Raw genomic sequence first — 22,490 nt, forward strand, 5'->3', positions numbered from 1 at the left:
CTTAAGCCCGGTTTAAAGGGATACTTAATTGAAGATGATACTCATTTTGCGGCTCACTAACCAGTAATGTGTATTTATCCTTAAAAAGATAATCCATGCGCTTTCTGGCATTCTTCAAACCGAGCCCTCCTACTTTAGGTGGTTGTTTAACTGCCGGCAACCCATCCGCCGGCTCATCGCTGGCGACGTAATTTGTTACTTCCGCTTCAAGGCAATCCTTATTTTCGTTAATGCTTATCTTAATGCGCACCCAACCTTCCGAATAGCTGTTATCGATGCCGTGTTTAAACGCATTTTCAATAAAGGTGATCAACAACAGGGGGGGCACTAAATAATTGCTTGGATTGCCTTCGAGGGTAAGTTCTATGCGCTCTGGTGAGAAAATACGCGTTTTTTCAATATCTATGTAATTACTAATAAACGTTAACTCGCCTGAAAGGGGCACAAAAAGATCACTTGTTTCGTAGAGCGTATAGCGCATTAACTTCGATAAATTTCCTAGTAACGAAGCCGCACGCTTATTGGTTGAGTGAATCTGTGCGTATATATTATTAAAGACGTTAAACAGAAAATGAGGATTGATTTGCTCCTTGAGCGTTTTGAACTGATCTTCCAGCAATTGCTGATTGACCTCCAATACCTGTAGTTGGTCCGCGATCAGCATCTTATTTTTTTCTGTTGCTGAAATTCCATCATAGCCATAAGCTATGGATAAACGAATGATACGGAGCAACAGCGGTAACAACACGTAAGACACGTTAAAGCCCGAAACAAACGTATAAATAAAAAATTCGCCCTTGACGATTTCTGTCAGCCAGCCGATTGGTCCCGTCTTCTCCAAAAACGTCCATACACGCGTTACGTAGGGGGGAGGGGGCGTGAAATGATGAAAAGCGTAGTCAAATGACCAGTAATCTATTACGTTGAACAGGCATAGCATGGTAAACCAGCAACCTGCCACATAGACCACATTGGCGAGTAAAATTTCATTTTTCCACCGTAAAGCCAGCAAGGACCTCATAAATGACGGAACAACTCTATAACCCACTATGTAAAAAGCTAACAGCGTAGTAATCATGTGGACGCCCGCAACAAACACAAACAGGTTTGTCGATGCAGGCTCGTCCGGTGAAGGCTGTAACTGTTTTTTAAAGGCAAAAAAGGATGTTGAAAAATTGTAACCCCAGAAGATGATATGGCAGACAATTCGCAGCCAGTTCCAGGCTCTTCTGGGCAGATAAACCTGAGGCCCATCCGAAAATAACAATTTTGTAGTAGTTTTAAAGTTGAAATGCAGCATAAATTAATATGATAAATTTTAAATTAAGCCGAACACGCCAATTAGACCTCATCATCTTAATTCTGCTGATGAGTGTGTCGGTTTGTCGTGTTAATGCACAAAAAACAGGGGATGCAACGGATACTACTATTGTGCCAGTAAAGATACTATATGGCACTTTAAAAAGCATGCAGGGTGAGTTCGTATCGAATGCGTTAGTGACCCTTTTAAAAAAAGATTCCAGCCTGGTTAAAGCAACGTTCTCGGACGAGAGAGGGGCCTTTAGTATTCGTTACAGCACACGGGACACGCTCCAGCTCATCATTTCACACATCAGTTTTTTACCCCTGCAGCAACTCCTTATAAGGTCCGATTCGGTAGCCCCCGTTCCGATGAATGTAACGTTACAACCCAAATCTGTTTCGCTAAGTGAAGTTACCATCAAAGATAAAAAGCCACTATTTGAATTAAACGGAGACCGTATACTCGTAAATCTGGAAGATAATCCCGCTTATGCCGGTCGGAACACATTTGATGCGCTGGGAGCAGCTCCCCGTCTGACGATAGACCCTATTTCCAAGTCCATTAGCTTAGACGGCAAAACGGGATTAGTGCTGTATGTAAATGGAAAGCAACTCTATTCGACACCCAGCGAGATTATAGCTTACCTTCAAACGTTACCCGCGGCTAACGTAGTAAAAATTGAAATATTGACATCTCCACCGGCAAAGTACGACGCAGCTGGCGCTGGTGTTATCTTGATCCAAACCAAGAATATGATCAAGGAAGGATTAACGGGAGAACTTAGTGTGACCGGGGGAGCCGGCCGCTATGTAAAAAGTAACGCATCACTTTCCCTTGGTTTACAGACCAAAAAGCTTCAAGCCGCTTTATTTTTTGCCCCGAATTATCAACCGACCTATTACAGCTGGCAACGGCAGCAGACGCTGTTTAACGCCAGTAGAGCGGATGGCTATTCATCGGGCAGTCAGTTTAATTACGTGGATCGCTTTGGTCAACTACTACGTACCAGCCTGGATTGGACGGTTAGTAAAAATACGGTGATTGGCAGCGTGCTTCAAGGATCCCACAATAACGAAACGCAAAATCCGGTAGCATCGCTCGATTACCGGCTCTCCTCGCCAAACGCGCCCCTAATGCATATCGATGCACAGAACCAATTGCAGCAAAAAACTTGGAATCTGGCGGCTAACCTTAATTTTCGTACCAACTTTACCAGCACCAGGTTGCTGACGGGTGATATTGATATTGCCAGCTATGATGACAAGTACCGATCTACCGCTCTGTTTAATGAGCGGGAAAATAACGTACCGTCTACCGAATTATTTAATATAAACTATCCAAACCGGGTCACCATTAAAACGGCTAAAATCGACTATCAATCTTCCTTCATGAAAAAAGGCAGTTTTGAAACGGGCGTAAAATACAGCACGATTTTAATGAATAATCAACCGTTTGTAAATACCCTTACAGATGGTTTTTTGGATGTAAAAGCTAAACTTGCCAACGGGTTTCACTACCAGGAAAACACCAGCTCGGCTTACAGTAATCTGTCGTTCAGCGTAAAGAAAGTCAATGTTTCAGCCGGATTACGGCTTGAGCACACTAGTTATGAGGGTCGTTCAACAAGTAACGAAGCCGTTTCCCGAAATTATACCAACCTATTTCCCTCCTTATCTCTAAATTATCGAAGTAAGAGCGAATATGGTATAAGCGTATCCGCGAATCGTCGTATCGTCCGCCCGGCCTTTGACTTACTTAATCCTGCTTACCTCTATTTCGATCCCCTAACCCTTTATACGGGCAATCCACTGTTAATCCCGCAGTACACGACAACCGTTCAAACCACGCTGACAACTCCTAAACGCTTGAGTTTAACCCTACTGCACTATGAAACGCAAAACAGAATTACTGAAGTCGTTTATCGAATTGATTCAATCCAGGCCACTACATTAAATACGAACATAAACTTTGCCTGGGAGCGCCGCTGGTCAATGACGCTTACTTACCCATTTACTATCAAAACTGGTTGGCAGCTGCAAGCCGCAGTAACGGCGCATAACACGCGCTATTATTCTAATTACAATGATATTGATGTCTATACAGGTCAATCAACGGCCATTCTTAGGCTTTTTAATACATTTAAAACAAAGTATTTTACGGCAAATCTTAATTTCATTGGTCGAACCGGAGCCGTCATCGGGTATTTCCGATACGATCCCCTATGGAATATTGACGCCGGAGTACAAAGGTCAGTAGGGGAACGGGGTTCACTTAAGCTGGCCGCTACGGATATATTTCATACAGCGATCATAAAAAATCATGGCGTTTACCTAAACAACCGAATTGATTTTGCGCATCGATACGAAAGCCAGCAGATTTTGCTGACCTATACCTACCGTCTCGGAAATTTAAAAGCCAAAAGCGTGGAGGAACGCTCTTTTGGCTCCCAGACTGAACAGGACCGTTTGCAGGGAAACGGAACACGCAAATAGTTACCATCCCTCTTGCAGGGGGTATTTACGCTTAATAAAGGCATACCAAATACAACCTCTCTACTCATAAACTGACTTAACACATGAATAAAACAACTTACAGACTGATTCTTGCTTTATTACTCCATCAACTCAAAATCTTCGGCCAAACGCCTGCTTTTGTTACGGATAGCCTCGACACGTACATTAAACGGAATATGGCAGCGAGCAAAATTCCGGGGTTGGCCATTGCCATCGTTGAAAACGGTAAGGTGATTGTAGCCAAAGGGTACGGCCTCAGACAGGTTGGTAAACCTGATTCGGTTGATGCCAATACGCTCTTTTACATGGCTTCCAATACCAAGCTTTTTACAGCTACCGCCCTGGCCAGCTTAGCAGATCAAAAGAAATTATCCCTCGACGACAAGATACTAAAACACCTGCCCGATTTTGCCTTGTATGATACGCTGGCCACAAAAATGGCGACCATTCGTGATTTACTGGCGAACCGACTTGGCGTAAAATCGTACGAAGGAGATTTTGTCTACTGGAATTCAGATTATACCATGCAGGACGTCATGAAGAATCTGCGATTGGTAAAACCAGCGGGCCAGTTTCGACAGGATTATAGTTATTCCAATGCCGGCTTTGTAACAGCGGGGTTAGTCATTCCTAAGGTGACGGGGCAGTCCTGGAATTCATACGTTGACCAGACTATACTCAAACCGTTAGGAATGACTAATACTTACCTCTTAACGGCCAATTATGCCAAGCGGAAAAACATTGCTTACGGCTATACAAACTGCTGTACAAGTGGGGGGGAGCTAATGCAGGTAGCCTTTGACAATCTTGACAATCTGGGGCCCGCCGGCGGAATGGTCTCATCAGTCAACGATATCAGCAAGTGGTTAATCATGCAGCTGGACTCGGGTCGCTATGAAGGAAAACGTATCTTACCTTACTCCGTTCTTGAGACTACCCGCCGGGCCAGTACAATTATTACGTACAAAAAACACCCAATAGCGCCCTTTACCTATGAATTTTATTGCCTGGGTATTGGCTTGTTTGACTATCAGCATATGGACGTCTATTCTCATGCTGGAGGAGCCTTTGGCTTTCATACCAATACAACCTTTGTGCCATCCCGAAAACTGGGAATCGTCGTTTTAATAAATCAGGATAACAGTAATTTTCACGAATCACTACGCTTTCAAATCCTGGATGCTTATGCAAAAGCGCCCTATGAGGACAAGAATGCCTACTTCTATGAACGAAGCCTTCGTCGGGATAAAAAGCAAAGCCAGGATATAAAAGAACTGGAAACTAGAGTCGCTAAAAATAATCAACCCCCAATACCGATATCGGCTTATACTGGAACTTACCGAAATCCACTTTATGGAACGATAAGGATAGAAGTAGCCCCCGAAAGCAAATCGAAAAATAGCTTACTGATTCATTTTCAACATCATCCAGATTTAACGGCCAGACTGGATTACATGGATAAGGATGAATTCCGGATTACATTTTCTAACCCCCGTTTTGGCATAGCACCTGCTTTATTTAGTACCCAAAATGGTAAAGGCGTGAGCGTTGACGTGAAAGCAACTGATTTTGTCGATTTTGAACCTTACCGGTTCACGCGCTGATATAACCCGCTTCATTACTAAAAAAGGAAACCAGATCTGGTTTCCTTTTTTTATAGTACCTTAAATTGATACGTTGGTCGTCCGAACTACTCAGTTTCATACGTGTATAGTGGTAAGAAACAGAATAAAGAATAAAACAGATACCCATCAGGAAGCGATCAAGCGGGTGAACAATTTAACAAACAGTTGCCTATTTGGAACTGCATCCGGTTTGATTTCTGATCGGTAATGAACCAGGGAAGTATATAGACTGGTAAGCCAGCCAGAGAAAGCAGATCCCGATAAGGACAACCGCTCCAATCTCCGAAAGGATGACCAGGTTATTAACCAGCTGTTGAATCATACCCAATAGAGAGTGACCTTGCATCCAGCCCAGTTTGCCCCTGTAAGTAGTTTCGTTCACATGGGAAAGGAGCGTAAGGGGGGCTTTTAGTACGAGCCAAGACCAGCCATTGAAAGCGGTGGTTAGCAACATGAAACCAATAATTGGTTTTTCGCTTCGAGTCATCATAACAGCTAGCGTTTATAAGTTGATTTATGTGGAAACAACTTACTAAATAGAATTTAGATAGTGAACTGATTTTTATTGCTAAGAGGACAAAATAAGGGACGGTTTACGTTTTCTTGTATAACGATTAAGGAACGGCTTTTCTAAGGCATACCAAGATATACTGGCCAGACAGACAGTCAACAGAAAGTAAAAGGTTAGTTCAAGGGTAGGATGCAGGATAGTGGTCGTCGAATTACTGGAAAAAAGAAGCTGCTCAATTTCGCGCCAGGCGTAACGCGTCGGGTATGTTACGGGCATATGCGCGTTATAAATTAGATTGTGAACTATATAAAGTCCGTAGCTGATAGACCCCAAATATTGAAAAACTGGGTTTAATAACAGATATCCCCCCCAGCGACCTAAACTCTGATGACAGTACCCGATCAGGTAACCGCCGAAGAGCGCAACCGCCAGCCGCACACTCACTGCCGTGACGGGATTGCAATAAGCCCCAAATCCATGCACTTCCCAGTAAATTCCCAGCAGGAGCACCGTTAACCAGAGTATTAACAGAGTTCTGAGAACAAGCGCCGAGGAAAAAAACTGGCTTGCCCACTGTGGTTTGATTAGTTGTATATAAGCAACCAATAAGCCAATGCCGTAACAATCTAAACATCCCAGAACGGACTCGTAGCTAAATGGCCACCAACTGGGTTCACCTTTCCAGTAATAAGCGGCCCCCCGAAATACACAGCTGCAACTGATAAGGAGGAGGGCCAGTACTGGCAACCGATTGAGGGGACACAACCAGATTAAAAGTGGAATGAAAATATAAAGTTGTTCTTCAGCAGATAACGACCAGAAGTGGTCTAGGAGCGAATTAGGGTTGTTAATTAAGTAATAGTTTGCAGTAAACGTGAAAAAATAAACCCACTTCTGACGCACTACGTCATTTCCTGCTAACAACAGGATTAATAGAGTAAGAAAATAAAGCGGAAAAATTCGCTGAGCCCGTCGGCGGTAAAAGTGCAACAGATAATCGTTAAAGCTGGTATTAGTCAATTTTGACTCGATTAGGAGTCGACTGATTAAAAATCCGCTTAGTACCAGAAATAATGAAACGCCCCCGTTTCCAGCCATCAACACGTGGTGAAAAATAGGTACCCAGTGATCAAGCAGTACTAAACCAAAAGCCCAGGCTCGAAGACCGGTTAACGCAGGAATGTGCCTAAGGGTTAGGTGTTTATGCATAGGTAAAGCTGTTAGACTGCGAACGAAATACTAGGATGATAGGGTCGATAAAAAGTCAGTATAGTCCTAAAATTAAACTATGTTTTATTTAAATTTGCTAAATTGATGTGGAAATTATTTCGTTTTAACGAAAGTCAGCGAAATCTAAGTGCCTGCAATTCGTCAGAAGAAGTGAAGATTATTCAAAAAATATAGAATCATTTATACCTGAATATCCCTATGCAAGCAGCAACAATGAGTCTTGATCGTCCTTACACTGATCTTATGCCCAAGGACATATTTATCTTTTTATTATATGTCGCTTGTTTCACCATGCCTCCAGGAAGTGCATTTTTGAATTTTGTCATTGCCTCTTATTGGCTGTGGTATTCTCCAGTATCTCACACGGCCCGGCTACTGCCAGGATTATACATAAACGTGGAGAAGGAACTGTATTTTAAGATTATTATAGACCGTTATAAAGAACTTAAGTCGATAAAAAAGCAGGGACTAGCCACGCTGGAAGAGAAGAAAGAATTGAAGCAAATTGAGCAAACTATAGACGAAATAAGCCCTACACCTCGATTGTTATTAGCGAAATACTATCCAAATGTGCTGCTTGGGGCAGTTGTACTAGCTTTTGTAAATTACCGGTTGCACAGGATTTTTCCTGAGACGATGAAATTATTATTCGGTGAAAGCATCTGGCAACATTTTCAATAAAATTTTGAGAACTTAACTCAAATCATACGTATTAAAAACTGATTGTAACCGACAAAATCTAATCACATGAAGCTCTTTACACAAACCCGTTACTATCAATAGTTTTCCCCATTCATCTGCCAAATCATTCCGGCTCATCCAGCCCGAGATTTTTGGACCAGGATTTTACTGGCTTTTCTGTTAAGCCGTAGCCTGGAGAGTTTAATTGACCTAATAGAACCTGTACTGGGATCACCAATCGATAATACCTGGCAATACTATGCGTATCTGGGTCTGGAGACACTTAGGTATGGTTCATGGTTTTGGGGAATCTGGTACGGCCTGGTACAGACTATAGATTTTGCCTTTCACCCGCATCCGAAATCGCTATTTTCAGCCGCTAACTCAGCCTTTGTGCTGACCTGGATATTGGTGATGGGTGCTATTCAGTTTGTAAACCGTACCGTTGAGGCAACGTACGCGGAGGTCATAACCGTTTCGCTACTAATTGCCTTTCTGGTCAGTGTAATTATTCCCACTTGCTTCGGCCCCCGTCGGTCCTTCAGCCAGGGCGAGTCCGTAGATTAATTCACTAAATAAGAGAAGCCCAGCCGTGCGCTAGCCAAAACATAACGGCTAATTAATGGCCTGCCTAAGTCGAATTGGCGGCCCCCTTGATCACCATCTTAAATTGATTACTAAATGCCAGGTTCATCGACTGGAGTCTGGTAATCTGTCAGCTACCCAACAGGGGCCATTAACAACTATGCTTTACCAATCTTTTTTACTGGTTCATATTCTCGCCGGCAGTGTTGGCCTGCTGACGGGGCCCCTGGCCATAGCGGTCAAAAAAGGGGGGCTAGCTCACCGCCGCCTCGGTATCGTCTTCTATTATGCCATGCTCGTGGTGGCTAGTTCAGCCCTGGAACTGGCCATCCTGCATAACATCCCGTTTCTGTTTGCAGTGGGTATTTTCAGCGGCTACATGAACATTACCGGCTACGCCATCCTGCGCCAAAAACGGCAGGGATTTCTCAACCAAACGGGTCTACTAGAGCGGGTCACTTCCGTTTTAATGCTGCTGTTTAGCCTCTACTTCCTGGGCTACGGAATTTAAATTCTTTTTCAGCGCGATTATTTTGGGTTAGTCTTCATCTTTTTCGCCCAAAGTTCGTTTCGCATGTTGTGGCAGGACTGGCACTTATTCAAACAACAGGGAGTAGCACCATCCACCTGGTTACTGGTTCACCTAACGCGCATGATCGGTACGAGTATTGCCGCCTACACGGCGTTTCTGGTCGTCAACAGTTCATCCAGGGTGAGTCTGGTGGGCTGGTTTTTGCCCACCCTGCTGGGCGTACCCATTATCGTGTACTGGAGCCGGAAACTAAAGAAAAAAAGAGCCCTTTAATTAATTCGCATGGAGATGATTTTACTTCGTACGCTTCACTTCCCAGGCGACTCAAGCACGAAGTCGACGTTGCTTACGGTCATAAGCGAACCGTATGCGCGGGAGACTGCCCGGCGGCCCCCCGATACGGTTCATGCAGATCTAAGAAAATTCGCTCCATCAAGATATGTTCTAACTAAAACTACAGGTGTAGTTACCTACGATAACCCTTACTTATCGTAGGTAATCTTTTTTTCTGTAAATTGACTGTCAATTTTAGATTAACGGGCAAGTTGCCTTGTAATCGTCGCCCTAGTGGCGCGCTTATTGCCGCTTGCAAATAGGGCGTCAATAGTGGTCCTGTCGTTACGGTATCAATTTGCATTTTAATTGTCGCAATAGTGGCGCGCTTATTGCCGCAAACGACTCGGAACAGAGGTCACCTTATTTGATCGTTTACATACGTATCATCTAAGCTGACTGCATTCCAGTTGTAAAAAGGTAGTCAACTGGGCATACATAAAATCAAGCATCGGTTTTGGATAAGCTTGATATCGACTCTGCTCCAGCGCATGGATATAGGCCCGACGATCCTCCACATACACCAAACTCATCGGTAAGCCGTAGTAGTGCTGGACATAGTTCATCAACAAGCGAGCCGATCGCCCATTGCCATCCCCAAAGGGATGAATACCTGCAAGGTCATAATGGGCTTGAAAAGAAAGGTCGTACATCTGACGAATCGTTTTGGCAGCGGGTAGGGCGGTATTGATTTGCTTGACAAGTTTGTCGACGGCGGCAGACACTTTTTTGGCGTCAATAAACAGCCGACCACTGGCCATCGCAGGAACGGTGCGAAACTCGCCCTGGCTAGAATCGAAGCTTCCCAGAAGGGTATGGATCGGTCCACCGGTCTGGCGCATGATCATAGCGGCAATGGCCTGAAGCCGGGCGCGGTTCAACGGCTCACGTTCCGCGGCCCAACTCAACATCTGCTGTTGGGCAAGGTGATAGTCCATTAGCATCAGATGGTGATGCCAGGGCTTACTCGCTGCTGGCAACCCTGTTTCCAAAAATCGCTTCGTTTCTTCCAGAGAAAGCGTGCCTCCTTCAATGGCCACGGAGTGATAGGTATGCACCAACTGATTATATTCCTCATACGCCGGCTTATGACTGACCAGATCACGATAGTGATTCAATAAAATGGGTAAAGTCTGAACTGATTGATTCGATGGGGTCATCAGGGCTGAGATCAGAAAAAGCGTTGTAGCAGTGCCAAGAAAATATGATAAAGTTGCCCTAAATGTTGTCGTCTAGGCATGGTTGCCAATGCAAACGATTAGGCTTTTGGTCTTGGCCCAGATTGCGGCTCCTGGCCACCATCGCTTTGGGGTTCCTGATCAGCGATTACCCTATCTTCAATTGACAACGATGCAGCGTTGTCTAAAGGTATTGGCTCGGACTTTTGGGTTTGTTGGAAGGCCTGCCACTGATCAAAAGAAATTAGCACCGCAGCGGGTTTACCCTGCCGGGTAATGAGTGAAGGTTGCCGACCGTAAATGGCTTTGTTAATCAGGTCGGAGAGTTGTACCCTGGCCACCTGAGCTGACACTTTGTGCAATTCGTTTATTTCCATCAGTCAATACATTCAGTAACTATCATACATTTCTGCAAAAATACACTAAATATTCTTTCTGTATATATTGTAAAAAGTATACAAAAGCTACATTTCAATAGTAAATTATGTTCTGTACATATAATATAGGATGATTACTTATTTGTATATATACAGAACTTACAGAAGTTAAGTCGATAAATCTATTTTACATTTTTCAAACGGACGTTCAGAAAATGTAAAACTTGCCTATCTTTACAAAAAGTCAACCAATTTTGTGCCGTGGAACATCACTTTGGACACAAACAGTATTTTGCCTACTTTCGGGTATCTACTCAACGACAAGGTGCCAGTGGTTTGGGACTCTCGGCGCAGCGCACGAGTGTCAACGCCTATATCTATAACAGGGGGGAGATCGTGGCTGAGTTCACCGACATTGAATCGGGCAAGAAAAATAATCGACCCGAATTGCTAAAGGCTATCGCGCTTTGCAAGGAAAGGGGAGGGGTCTTACTAATTGCCAAACTCGACCGGCTGACTCGGAACGTGGCCTTTATTTTTACGCTACGAGATTCGGGTGTTGAGTTTGTCTGTGCCGATATGCCCGAAGCTAATACGCTCACTATTGGGGTAATGGCTACCATGGCTCAGCACGAACGGGAAGTGATTGGGGATCGTACCCGCAAAGCACTGGCCGAAAAAAAGCGGGCGGGCTACGTGTTGGGTAAACCAGAGAATTTGACTGTCCAGGCGATTCAAAAGGGATTGGCTGTTCGTCAGCAAAATGCGCGTGAGCATGAGAATAATCGTCGGGCCGCGGCCTTTGCCCGGTCGCTGCGTGGGGCGGGTGAAAGCTGGAGCGCCATTGCCAGTACACTAAATGAGCATGGGTTCAGTACCCGCAGGGGCAAACAATTTCAAGCGGTTCAAGTGCAACGCCTCATTGAGTTGTACAATTAATCGGACACTTTCTTCACCGATATATTAGAAGCAGAGTAAGTGCCTTATGAAATGTCTTTATTGTGAAGAGGACTGATGAAGAACATCTACTGTCGGCAAAGGTATGAAGAGGTTTACGCCCTTTCAAAAGTAATCAAACGGCCAGCTTACATACTATTGTTAATCAGAACCTTACCAATATTCGATTGAGTTTTACTGCTCTGGCGACCAGGTCGAAACTTGTTAGCGACCTGATAATGGGTCCATTATTTGACCCTTCCTGTGGGTTGAGCGTCGTACACCAACTCTTTGGATTTTCTGCCTTTATCCTTAAAATGAAAGACCGCTTCAGCCATGTACGCATCCGGATTGTTAACGTTGCCTGTCTGTACATATAAGTTAGCCCGTAGAAAAGACATTAACTTATCTCCACCAGCGAGAATCTGATTCTTCTGATCCTGCGTCAAACTGGAATAGTAAGAAAGTTCACGGGCAACGTATTCCGCAGCGGCCGTAGGTTCCATTCCCAGAATAACGTCAAGTTGCTGCGCAATATCTTCTTTGCTAACAACTTCTTCCGGCTCGGTTAACGTTGATGTGTAGCTGATTGAAAATTCTAGGCCAATAATGGCTCGACCTTGCAATTTTGTTTTCACCTTAACTTTGTAGTCCGTCATTGCATTGATTTGTGCTAGAGCAGGATCAATTACGTTCTGACGGAGATGGGCGAAGTTCTTGTATTTGTCCTCTGCGCGAACAATCCTACGGAATTCATCAATGCTTATTCGCCAAACTTTTGTTTTACGGAATCGAGCGATATACGGATAAATAACCTGGGCATAGTCTGATGTTAACGCGAGTGCCAGTTCAAGTTGGTAGGTGGAAAAACCACGGCTTAAATCTAGAAATAGCGGGATTACCTTATGGTACATGGTTAGCATAATCGTCCCCTTATTGCGTTGATACTCCGTTTCCGGAAAAATTACAACGCTTTTGTAGGTTTGATTATCATGATCAGTCCAGCTTATGTCCCGCATACGAATTTTATCAACCAGCGCTTTGATTGAGGCGTTTGTGTGACCATTGATGATTTCTGAATAATGAAACTGAAAACGTAACTCCGTCCAAGGCTGGATTTGCTCACGCTCAATTTTTTGAAGATTTTTCAGCTCACGCAGTACCAGAATATAAAGCCTACGTTCCAGCAGTGAGAAATTTTTGGTAATTTCCAGTAACAGTAACGGCTCCCGTACTAGAGTATTGGAGGAGTGTGGTACAGTTGCCGGAGTAGGTTTACCAGGCTTAGGGTAAGAAGAAACTGTAGTTGAAACAAAGTCTAAAGTTAACTGAGTACCACGCTCCTGAACTGCCGGGTCCTGTGAAATCTTAGCCATCTACTTAACGCTGTGTAACTTGACTTTATTAATCGGAACAAATCTACTGAAAATTGTAAGGCAACCAAAAAAAATTACTTACAATAATAACGTTGTTTGTTAAATGATATATAAATAAAAATTCACACTCTTCGTATAGAATAACGGTTAAAGGCTCAGCAAGGTGGAATACGTCTTACCATGCACAAAAGCTTGATTAGCTATATTTTGAATGACTATAATTTCTTACAATAGAATCTGAAAACGTCTTTATTTTACCGTATATCAAACTATTAAACATTTTTTTTTAGAAATTTCATTTAATTATCGCCGTACATCGCTTCATTTCGCTTGTCTTTCCACTGGAAGCGATGAATTCTTACGCATTTAAAGCGACTATAATTCCTTACAATAGATTACTAGATGACCTTACAATAGAGCCATAAACATTTGATAAACAGACGATTGATTACTACCTAAAGGGAAACTAATGTTTTATAATTTGTAGATCAGAAACGGCTATATGGACTCGTCTAACTCGTAAAGTTCTTACCAAGCTATGACTATAATTCCTTACAGTAAGGGTAGTATATATCTGATAATTAAATAGTTAGGATATATTATAGAAGTAAATACATTGTCATCGTTGCAAAGTAACGCTACAAAAAGGTACTGAAAATAACCGATTTTGAATACTAAACTTCTTAAAGTCAAACAGTTACTATGATTAAATTGATTGATTCATTACCTATACTTAACCTGTCCAGCGATAAAACGGACCAATTAAAAATCGCATTTTATTAATTTTACTACGACTACAATCCCTTACAGTAAGATACTATAATCCCTTACAGTAGAGCCAATTTGTGACTATAATCCCTTACTTTCAAAACTATAATTCCTTACAAACCGACTATAATCCCTTACCGAATCACTACAATTCCTTACAATAGCAGAGTTATCCACATTGTAAATACTTGATTATCAGGACTTGGTAAGGCCAGTTCTGAACCTATTATTATCATATCTAAATCATTATTTAAAGGATTTTTATTATTTTTTTTCCTCTATTATAAAAGATCAAAGGGTCTATAGGGTTAGAAACCTGAAAAAGAGCTATCTATTGGAGACAAAAAATAATAAAGTTCGAACGAAGGTTAGCAAAAAAATGATTAAGTTTCGTTTGAAACGAAACTTAATATAGAGATATTTGTCTTAGGAAATTGCCTTATACCCTTAATGGAATCAGTTAACAGTTCAAGCATCGAGCCAGATAAGCAGCAATTAGAGGAGCAGCGACGACTCGAATCGGCCAACGACTTCTTGGAAATTTGTGATCGACTCAACAACGGTTATGAAAGCGGCCTGTATTGGGAGGATGTACAACGCGCCTTACGTATCGCAGCTGGATTAGAGAAGTGGCCGGAATAATTCATCCGTAAAAGCCTATTTGGATTTTTTCAGCTCCTCTACTAAATAAATAAGTAATTAGGCCGTAGCTAAACAAACAGTCCGGGCCTACAACGGCGCGATCCATGACGTTGCAGGCAAAATTTCGATAATTGGTATGCCACAGGTGAAAAGAAAACAATATGACGCGGCCTGTTACGCGCTCATGCTTGAGGATCTAACCCAAGTCATGAATCAGGTTCCCAAATTACGGGCTGACCGGGATGGCTGGGACATTGAGGGCGACTGGGCGGATACTGGAACCATTCATTTTGTAGATGCGGCCTACCAGCCGTATTTCACCCGCTTTACGGATTTTGATTGCCGTTCCATTAAAATCGTCAATTTCGGCCGTCCCGCCGTCCGTATGAGCTTCTTTAAGGAGCATAAATTCTGGGTGCTTAAAGATAAGGACCTACCCAGAGATGAGAAAATTGCCCGGATCCAGTTATACCTCAATGATCTGGGTTCCAAAGAAGATCGGATGCTGAGCAAGCTTCATAAACTGTCAGGATCAGAACTGACCCAGGCCAAAGCCAATATCGCGCTGTGGCAATCGGAACAAACAGCTTGGAAGGAATTAATGGCTCAGGTTGATACGATTGAAATGGCCATCTCTAATTATGAAAGAGTTCATAAGTATGTTACGCTCAACTACAAGTTTATCTTGAATGAGGAGGGGGATTTTGCCAATGAGCAGGAACACATGCTCAATCCGCAGAAAGATAGAACCGGTACTATCAATCAACCACGGTATAACATCATTTTTGTTGACACGGACCATATTAGACGGGATCATCCGTATCAAAGCAAACAAATCGATAAGTACTTGGGCAGATTCGGGCTCAAATCACAGGCCGGTCTATACACTCTTTATGCTCGATTAAGGCCTGAAGGAGATAGTACAGCGTCGTTCGAAGCATCGACATCGACCTTAAATGGTCAGCCCAATATTGAACCGCTGAGCGCGGTTTCCCGGAAACGGTCCAAGCCAAAGCCTACTCCATTATTTGATCAATCAGTCGGGTAAACTGTATAAGTGGTACAATACTTTCAGACTACTGGACATTTTAAGAAAGTGAGTGAGTAGCCAGTAACTTAGGAGTGGCTAAACTTCTACTTGTTACGATCATGGACCACTCACTCTACCAGCAATTTAGTAGCTATTTCCCCCAATTCAGTCGGGGTATTGTTAAAAAATTCTTGCTCTTGGCCCAGGCGATACTGGTCAGCCGAAGCACCAATCTCAATACCGTTAAAGACCGCGTGGGTATACTACTGGGCAAGGCTGATCGCCAACCTTCCAGTCATTACAAACGCCTGATTCGGTTCTTCTGATGTCCACAAGCTACTCAACTGACTGAGTGTATTCTTAGATTCACCTTTCGTTTGTTGAGCGGCCGGGTACAATACCTCATTCTTGATTCCACCAATTGGGCCATTGGTCAGAAATGGGTACACCTACAAGTATTGTGTATGATTTACCATAACGTTGCCATCCCTATTTTCTGGCGCGACTTGGATACTGACTAGTCCAGCTCAGTCCTTCTTCAAGCGTGGCATTCAGGAATTAAATGCCCGATTAATTGATTTTGAACGATTTCTGAAACGGGTTAAAGGTTGGTTTGACTCTCGGCCAAAGTTAAAATGGCATTTTGTCCAGTAGTCTGCTAAAAATACACTTGTTGAAAGTTACTGCTTGACAATCAAATTCATTATGTAAATCCACTTCTAGGCATTCAATTGAGAAAGCAGTTAAGGGCTGAAATAAGGTAGCGTGTGTTAAATCCATGGTGCGGCATTGCCTATTCAGTCCCTATAGTTATGGCTATTAGACAAGCCAATCTACGGATATTTCATTAACATAATACCGGCTTTCTCTCTCCCCTTTCCAATATACAATTAGTACTGTTTTCGCTGCTTGTGTAGGTCGAATGAACTTAGAAATTTCACATAACATAAGATTAGTGGCTGTTGCAAAAGTCGAAACCCGCTTATGAAGGCTTCGTAAACTGATAACGTTTAGCCTTTTAACAGCCTGAAAATGGCTGTCTCAACAGGCCTTTTGACTACCCTAAAGACTTTTGCAACAGCCACATTACTTATATAACTTGACTTAGAATAATACAAATATCACAGAGCTACATAATGGAAATAATCAATGTCTAATGGGCCCATTTTGAGCCTCAAACCTCGATGACGCTCCAAGCAAACTAGTCCTTTTTTGTCGCCAGCTGGTAACCCGCTTGTAAGACCGATTCATTGACGGCCCGAATACGATCCGTCTCCATTTTTTCGACCGCCCGATCATACGTCAGCAACCCATTGACTTCGTGTTCCACATCCGTCGTTTGGGTGTAGATTGCTACGCTCAACCCCCGGTAACGCATCAGTTGCTCAACCTGGTCAAGCAGAAAAATATAGCGGTCGGTCAGGGCCGCTTTTGTCGGCTCATAAGCGTAGGCATTGTTTTCGACCGGCCACATATGACCCCGCACAAACAGACCAACTCCCCCAAATTCGCCCAGCGAAGCCGCCCGCTTTTCATCGGGCTCCGAGGCCTGGGTAGGGCCCACGTAGATGTGCGTGTCCACAAAATCACCGTTTTTGGGATCGCCGTACGCAGATTGGTACGATGGATTATTGTTGAAACCTGATTTGCCATTGACCAGGCGGGACGGATCATAGCGCTTAACCCAGTCCGTAATACTCGCCACATCGAAAGCGCCCCAGTTTTCATTGAAGGGCACCCAGGCAATGATGGACGGGGAATTATAGTGGTCATCCAGGATGGCTTTCAGCTCGTTCCGAAAGGTGGTCCGGGTGGCCAGGGTATCTTCGTTGGGATACCAGATGGCAGGCATATCCTGCCACACCAGCAAGCCCAGCTTATCGGCCCAGTAATAGAACCGCTGGGGCTCGGTTTTCATGTGCTTGCGGATGAGGTTGTAGCCCGCTTTTTTGGTGTACTCGATGTCGAATTTAAGGGCCTCTTCGGTGGGTGCGGTCAAAATGCCATCGGGCCAGTAGCCCTGATCGAGCAGGCCCAGCTGCATGACAAACTGCCCATTCAGCAAGGGACGGACCACGCCATTGACCTTACCCAGCTGAACGTCCCGCATACCCACACAACTCGTCACCTCATCCATTATGCGCCCGTTGGCCGCCGTCAGGGTCAGTTTGACATCATACAGGAAAGGCGAGTCCGGCGACCAAGGTTTGGGGTTGGCAATGGGTAGGTAGAAAGCGGTTCCGGCCATGCCCTCGGCCCGTACAACTTCCTTTTTACCCTCCAGCACGATGGCCGTAATGCGGGCCGCCCCACTGGCCTTGACGTCAAGTTTCAGCCGCTGGCCCGCCAGGTCGGGTAGCAGCCGTAGGGTTTTGATGTAGTCAGGGTTGACCGGTTCGAGCCAGACCGTTTGCCAGATACCCGACGAGAAAGTGTAATCCCCCCGGGGGCCGTTTTTGCCTGAAGGCGTGCGTCCGTCGTTGGCATCATAAGCGGCTACCACCAGGCTATTAGGCCCTTTTACCAGCAAGGCGGTGATATCAAACGAAAAGGCATCATACCCACCCGCGTGGCTACCCGCTTTCTGGCCGTTGACAAAAACGGTGGCCTGGTGATCAACGGCCTCAAAGTGCAGCAGGATGTGTTTACCCACCCAGGCGGCCGGCAGGGTAAAGCTCCGCTGATACCACATGTTTATTTCCTGGTTCCGCTTAATGCCCGACAGCACCGATTCAGGACAATAGGGCACCCGTATTTTTTCGGTTGTCGTCGGGAAAGGGAGTACGCTGGTGGGATTATTGGCTGAGGAGACCGTTTTCCCACCCTGGTAATTCCAGGTGCCATTGAGGCAGAGCCACTGGCTACGCTGCAACTGGGGTCGGGGATATTCCCCCAGGGGAAGAGGGGCCGCCAAGGCTGCTTTTGTCCAACGGGTTGGCAAGTCGGCGACCTGAGCATAAGCGGTTTGAGAAATACCAAAAAGGCTGGTTAGCAGCAGAGAGACAGCAAGGAAGAGAAGGTGTTTTAGCATAGCAGGCCTAGCCCAAAGGGAATGTGGGTCTATTGTTCGCCAAAAGTAGAAAGCCAACGCTGAAAACAGAAAAGGGAATAAATCGAATCATTTCAGCGATCCTGATTACCCAATTTGGTTTCGTTTGTCATCAACACCTAGTGTGACAGCCCTGAGGATACGATATTGGGGGGCCGCCCACATTCGTACGAAATGTTCCATCAAGGATCAATCATTTGTTAATCACTTCCTGACTTGCCCGCACATAGGCATACAAAGTTGGTTTACTGATGCCCAGCATTTCGCAGATTTTCTTGATTGAGGTTTTCTTGGCTTCATACAGGTCAACAGCCAACTGTTGCTTATCAGCAGTCAGTAGTTTGGGCCTGCCTCCCAGTCGGCCACGAGCACGAGCCGCCGACAGTCCTATCATCGTCCGCTCCTGGATTAGATTGCGCTCGAATTCCGCCAGCGCGCCAAACAGATGGAACACTAACTTACCTGTCGATGTCGAGGTGTCAATCGACTCGTGCAGACTTTTCAGGGCCACCCCCTGGCTATCCAGGTAAGCGACCCAGTCAATGAGGTCTTTCAACGAGCGACCTAACCGATCCAACCGCCAGACCACTAGTGTGTCGCCAGACCGCAAGAGTTTCTTAACCTGGGTAAATCTAAAAAAAGGGACCAAATTCGTCACTTTCATTTTACGGATCTATTTTACCTTTCTGGCACTAAGTATCTCATGCAGTTTGAAGATAGTCGATAAGGGGCTATCGTCGCTAAAATCATACTCGCCTTGCAGATTAATATGATGCCAGGTGTGGGTGTTGGTTTGCAAAATGACTTCCAATAAGACCTTACGTTCTGCCGAAGTCGTACAGCGCTTGAGCTGTTCACTTAAATACAAGAGATTCCAGTAATTGATGGCGTTCATGATTAAACGCTTACAGCCCTCGGCAATTAATTGTTCCTGATAAGTAGCCCAGGAAAACTCGCCATTATTGCCCAGATTGACCGCTTTGGCAAACCGATTGGCATGTTCCACGCGGGTTAGAATTCCCTCAACGGTTTTCCTCAACTGGGGATCGTTGATATAACCCAGAATGTATTCCGTCTTGAACAAACGCCCTAAATCCCGTAATGCCCGGTAGAGGGGATGTTGGCGGTCGTACGAATTAAGCCGCTTAAAAAGCAATGATGCTTTAGCGTAGCCTAATTTGATCGTGGCCACCAAGCGCAGAATCTCATCCCATTGACTGACAATATGCTCATAATCGATACGAGCATCCGGCGCAATACGATACCCCTGCTCTTTATAAATTGATACGGCATCAATGCTGTAAAGCCGCTGTCGATGGATCGAGGCAAAGCGAGGGCGAAACTCAACGCCAATCAGGCCGGTGATGCCAAAGATCGGTTCCGAAAAGCCGTGCTGGTCGGTGGCGTGGGCGTCAGGCGTGATGACTTCATTGTAGGTGATGGCATCCAACATGTAAGGGGCTTCCCGATCAGCGGCACTAAACGCTGTAGAATAAATTAACTGTCCGGCTTCGTCCAGATGGGAGTAAATCGTAATGCCCTGACCATTGCCAAAATACTTATAAGAGGCTGAAGCTCGTAAGAGGGGAATTGACACATCATATTTCTGACCATCCGAGCCGGTTTGAATAAAATTTGCTCGTCGCCGAAACTGTTCGGTCAGGGGTAATTCGTTGCTTTTCGTTAGAATCAGATCGTTGGCCTTTAATACGTTTTCAGGCGAAAAATAGTGAGTCGCCACGGTTTCCAGACTGTTGATCGGAATGTTCTTTGAAATCATGGCCATCTTGCGAATGCCAATATTCTCCCCATAACCAAATAGGGCGGCTAACAGCAGGCTCTTATCGGGTCGAGAGGGTTTGTGAGCGAAGCCCTGATGTTCAAAGGCGGACAAAAAGTCTGTTAGCTCATCCACGTCCAATAGCACATCTCGTAGCGAAATGACCCGGCTGGTTGGATAGAGATTGGTTTGAGTAGGTGGCTGTTCTGATTCACGCCCCCGGTAACGATGTAAATGCCAATCCCCGGCCTTGTCGAAATAAACCTGGGCATTGGTGTTGAGGTGCTGGTTAGTCAGCCTAAACTGGGCGTTGAGTCGCTCATTGAGCTTGGCTAACGTTGGTTCGGCTTTTTCATAGCGAAGTAGATTAGCTTTTTGCAAATACTTCTGACGATGGATCTGCCACTGGCGACGGGGTATCAAGTATTCATCAAAAGCACGATGTTCATAGGAGGACAACACATTTAGACTACCATCTCGCAGATGATCACGGATCTTCCAAAACAACAGAGCTTTGTAGAGGGATACCCGCAATTTGCCCGTTGCGGTGAAAATGCGTTGCCGGTCCGCCATATCCAGAAAGTCGAGAGGAAGGCTATTACTTTGAGTGAGTTCGCCCCTTGTGGCTTGAAACAAGCGAAGGGCAGCTACCAGGGAGGGGGGTGAGCTTTGCTCATCGAAAACTAAGGCTTGGACCACTCCTGCCACACGGGTTTGAAGCTTCAGCGAAGCTCGTTCCAAAGCGTCATAGAAGTCATCCCGGTCATGAATGGACTGATTGACCGTTTTCAGATCGATCAATCGCGCTTTATCGGTTTTCAAATCGATACTCGACAGGCGATGACGTTGAAATAGGTCCCGAATCTGGTCAATCTTATGGGCAGCCTCCAGGTCCGGCAAATCGACGATTTCTTCGATCTGAACCAACGCCTGAATATGGATGTCGCTCCGCCGGGTGACCCGGTGGACCAACTGCGCGTTAGCGTACCGGCTTTCGAACTGCTCATTCTTGAGGGTTTGTTCACATTCATTGAGAATGGTGGTTACCGCCTGTCGCAGGGTGAGCACTAATGCGTCCCCCACACTCAAGTACTGATGAATAATAAATGCAATCAGTCGTAAGTAGCGTTCGCTGGTGCGTTGAACGCTCTGTTTGGACTGGGTGTCTAATACGTATTGCGCATAGTAGCGGATCGCATCATCCGATAAATTTAATCGGACAATCAAGGGAGCCAACTGAGAAAAGAGCAGTTTTAATTCCCGGAATAACTCGACCCGCTGCTTAATTTGACCTGGCTGCATCGACTGACTGATTCGTTTGAAATGAGTCAGTCGATACGGAAATAATTGAGTAGCTGAACCGGCTGGTCTACTCTGCCGCCCCAACAGCGTGTCCAATAATTGGCTGTCGTTTTCCTGGAGGTAGCGGTCAATAATTTGCTCCAGATTCGCTTGAAAGGATTGCAACGCTTCAATTAGAATAAGCCGCAACGTGTTGTAGGGCGGTATTTCAATCCGGCGTTCCTGCAAATAGCCGGTTAACGCATCCAACACTAGAGCAGGGCGGGTCTGAAGATGGGCCAATCGCTGGGCTTCTACCAGCAATTCCTGCTCATGGGTCTGATTAAAAGCTTGATAGCCTAAATGAGCTAAAATGGTTTCTCGGTGGCGGAAGGCTGACCGGCTGCGGGTATATTTAGTTAAATCGATTTGGTTGGGATCAACCTGCATTCTTGCACAGACCCAGTTGATGATGTCGGTCTCAAATCGATCGGCCACGAAGAAACGGGTAGCGATTCGGAAATAGCCAAGTTGAAGTAAAAAGCCGATTTTATTGGTTGAGGATTGGATTTTCCCAATATAGGTCGTAGCCCAGGTTGGCAAGTCCAGCAAGATATTTCGGTGCTGGTGAGTTAATACAGGCGGGGAATCAAATCGAATTCGCTCTTCAGCAGAGATAAAAGATCGACGTGGCATTCAACAGAAGATTGACAGTAAGCATTGCTTATGGAGAAAATAAACGATTAGGAATAACTGAGCA

Annotated in this window: 19 protein-coding genes; 10 read left to right on the forward strand and 9 right to left on the reverse strand. The window is 44.9% G+C overall.

All coding sequences use genetic code 11. The features are described from left to right. Position 1: 1 nt before the first annotated feature. On the reverse strand, positions 2-1,300 hold the full coding sequence (locus ACYU87_RS25850; protein WP_461136897.1) for a sensor histidine kinase: 1,299 nt from the start codon (positions 1,298-1,300) through the stop codon (positions 2-4). Positions 1,301-1,308: 8 nt separating this feature from the next. Between ACYU87_RS25850 and ACYU87_RS25855 the strand changes: the two genes are divergently transcribed. Both ACYU87_RS25855 and ACYU87_RS25860 read left to right on the forward strand, forming a co-directional pair. Continuing rightward, the gene (locus tag ACYU87_RS25855) at positions 1,309-3,795 is read left to right on the forward strand and encodes an outer membrane beta-barrel protein (RefSeq protein WP_461136898.1); all 2,487 of its coding nucleotides are present in this window, start codon (positions 1,309-1,311) and stop codon (positions 3,793-3,795) included. A gap of 83 nt (positions 3,796-3,878) precedes the next feature. Continuing rightward, positions 3,879-5,420, forward strand: a complete 1,542-nt coding sequence (locus ACYU87_RS25860) for a serine hydrolase (protein WP_461136899.1) — start codon at positions 3,879-3,881, stop codon at positions 5,418-5,420. 190 nt (positions 5,421-5,610) lie between these two features. On the opposite strand, the gene ACYU87_RS25865 is transcribed toward ACYU87_RS25860, so the two are convergent. Together ACYU87_RS25865 and ACYU87_RS25870 are read right to left on the reverse strand one after the other, a co-directional pair. Then, positions 5,611-5,931, reverse strand: a complete 321-nt coding sequence (locus tag ACYU87_RS25865) for a hypothetical protein (RefSeq protein ID WP_461136900.1) — start codon at positions 5,929-5,931, stop codon at positions 5,611-5,613. 78 nt (positions 5,932-6,009) lie between these two features. Beyond that, a complete protein-coding gene (locus tag ACYU87_RS25870) occupies positions 6,010-7,161 on the reverse strand; it encodes an acyltransferase family protein (RefSeq protein WP_461136901.1) in 1,152 nt (383 codons plus the stop codon). Between the two features lie 219 nt (positions 7,162-7,380). On the opposite strand from ACYU87_RS25870, the gene ACYU87_RS25875 reads away from it, so the two are divergent. From ACYU87_RS25875 to ACYU87_RS25890, 4 genes are all read left to right on the forward strand, one after another. Continuing rightward, entirely contained in the window at positions 7,381-7,863 is a 483-nt protein-coding gene (locus ACYU87_RS25875; protein ID WP_461136902.1) for a hypothetical protein, read from the forward strand. 393 nt (positions 7,864-8,256) lie between these two features. Beyond that, positions 8,257-8,430 (forward strand): hypothetical protein, encoded by a 174-nt coding sequence (locus ACYU87_RS25880; RefSeq protein WP_461136903.1) that lies wholly within the window; start codon positions 8,257-8,259, stop codon positions 8,428-8,430. A 178-nt stretch (positions 8,431-8,608) separates the two neighbouring features. Then, the gene (locus ACYU87_RS25885) at positions 8,609-8,959 is read left to right on the forward strand and encodes a DUF2306 domain-containing protein (RefSeq protein WP_461136904.1); all 351 of its coding nucleotides are present in this window, start codon (positions 8,609-8,611) and stop codon (positions 8,957-8,959) included. Positions 8,960-9,022: 63 nt separating this feature from the next. After that, a complete protein-coding gene (locus tag ACYU87_RS25890) occupies positions 9,023-9,253 on the forward strand; it encodes a hypothetical protein (RefSeq protein WP_461136905.1) in 231 nt (76 codons plus the stop codon). 446 nt (positions 9,254-9,699) lie between these two features. On the opposite strand, the gene ACYU87_RS25895 is transcribed toward ACYU87_RS25890, so the two are convergent. After that, a complete protein-coding gene (locus tag ACYU87_RS25895) occupies positions 9,700-10,473 on the reverse strand; it encodes a Fic family protein (protein ID WP_461136906.1) in 774 nt (257 codons plus the stop codon). Positions 10,474-10,571: 98 nt separating this feature from the next. Beyond that, positions 10,572-10,868, reverse strand: coding sequence for a type II toxin-antitoxin system Phd/YefM family antitoxin (locus ACYU87_RS25900; RefSeq protein WP_461136907.1), 297 nt, complete (start codon positions 10,866-10,868; stop codon positions 10,572-10,574). 261 nt (positions 10,869-11,129) lie between these two features. Between ACYU87_RS25900 and ACYU87_RS25905 the strand changes: the two genes are divergently transcribed. Continuing rightward, positions 11,130-11,807, forward strand: a complete 678-nt coding sequence (locus ACYU87_RS25905) for a recombinase family protein (RefSeq protein ID WP_461136908.1) — start codon at positions 11,130-11,132, stop codon at positions 11,805-11,807. Positions 11,808-12,052: 245 nt separating this feature from the next. On the opposite strand, the gene ACYU87_RS25910 is transcribed toward ACYU87_RS25905, so the two are convergent. Beyond that, a complete protein-coding gene (locus tag ACYU87_RS25910; protein ID WP_461136909.1) occupies positions 12,053-13,180 on the reverse strand; it encodes a RepB family plasmid replication initiator protein in 1,128 nt (375 codons plus the stop codon). 1,218 nt (positions 13,181-14,398) lie between these two features. Between ACYU87_RS25910 and ACYU87_RS25915 the strand changes: the two genes are divergently transcribed. The 3 genes from ACYU87_RS25915 (at position 14,399) to ACYU87_RS25925 (ending at position 15,946) form a co-directional block, all read left to right on the forward strand. Next, complete coding sequence (locus ACYU87_RS25915) at positions 14,399-14,590, forward strand: hypothetical protein (protein ID WP_461136910.1); 192 nt, start codon at positions 14,399-14,401, stop codon at positions 14,588-14,590. 184 nt (positions 14,591-14,774) lie between these two features. After that, positions 14,775-15,638, forward strand: a complete 864-nt coding sequence (locus tag ACYU87_RS25920) for a hypothetical protein (protein ID WP_461136911.1) — start codon at positions 14,775-14,777, stop codon at positions 15,636-15,638. A gap of 101 nt (positions 15,639-15,739) precedes the next feature. After that, positions 15,740-15,946 (forward strand): hypothetical protein, encoded by a 207-nt coding sequence (locus tag ACYU87_RS25925; RefSeq protein WP_461136912.1) that lies wholly within the window; start codon positions 15,740-15,742, stop codon positions 15,944-15,946. 875 nt (positions 15,947-16,821) lie between these two features. On the opposite strand, the gene ACYU87_RS25930 is transcribed toward ACYU87_RS25925, so the two are convergent. The 3 genes from ACYU87_RS25930 to ACYU87_RS25940 all read right to left on the reverse strand — a co-directional run bounded on the left by ACYU87_RS25930 (position 16,822) and on the right by ACYU87_RS25940 (position 22,426). Then, positions 16,822-18,651, reverse strand: a complete 1,830-nt coding sequence (locus ACYU87_RS25930) for a glycoside hydrolase family 2 protein (RefSeq protein WP_461136913.1) — start codon at positions 18,649-18,651, stop codon at positions 16,822-16,824. A gap of 211 nt (positions 18,652-18,862) precedes the next feature. Continuing rightward, positions 18,863-19,333: a recombinase family protein gene (locus tag ACYU87_RS25935; RefSeq protein ID WP_461136914.1), complete on the reverse strand. Its 471-nt coding sequence runs from the start codon at positions 19,331-19,333 to the stop codon at positions 18,863-18,865. A 9-nt stretch (positions 19,334-19,342) separates the two neighbouring features. Then, the gene (locus tag ACYU87_RS25940) at positions 19,343-22,426 is read right to left on the reverse strand and encodes a Tn3 family transposase (RefSeq protein ID WP_461136915.1); all 3,084 of its coding nucleotides are present in this window, start codon (positions 22,424-22,426) and stop codon (positions 19,343-19,345) included. Positions 22,427-22,490: the final 64 nt, after the last annotated feature.

Source organism: Spirosoma lituiforme (assembly GCF_054776635.1).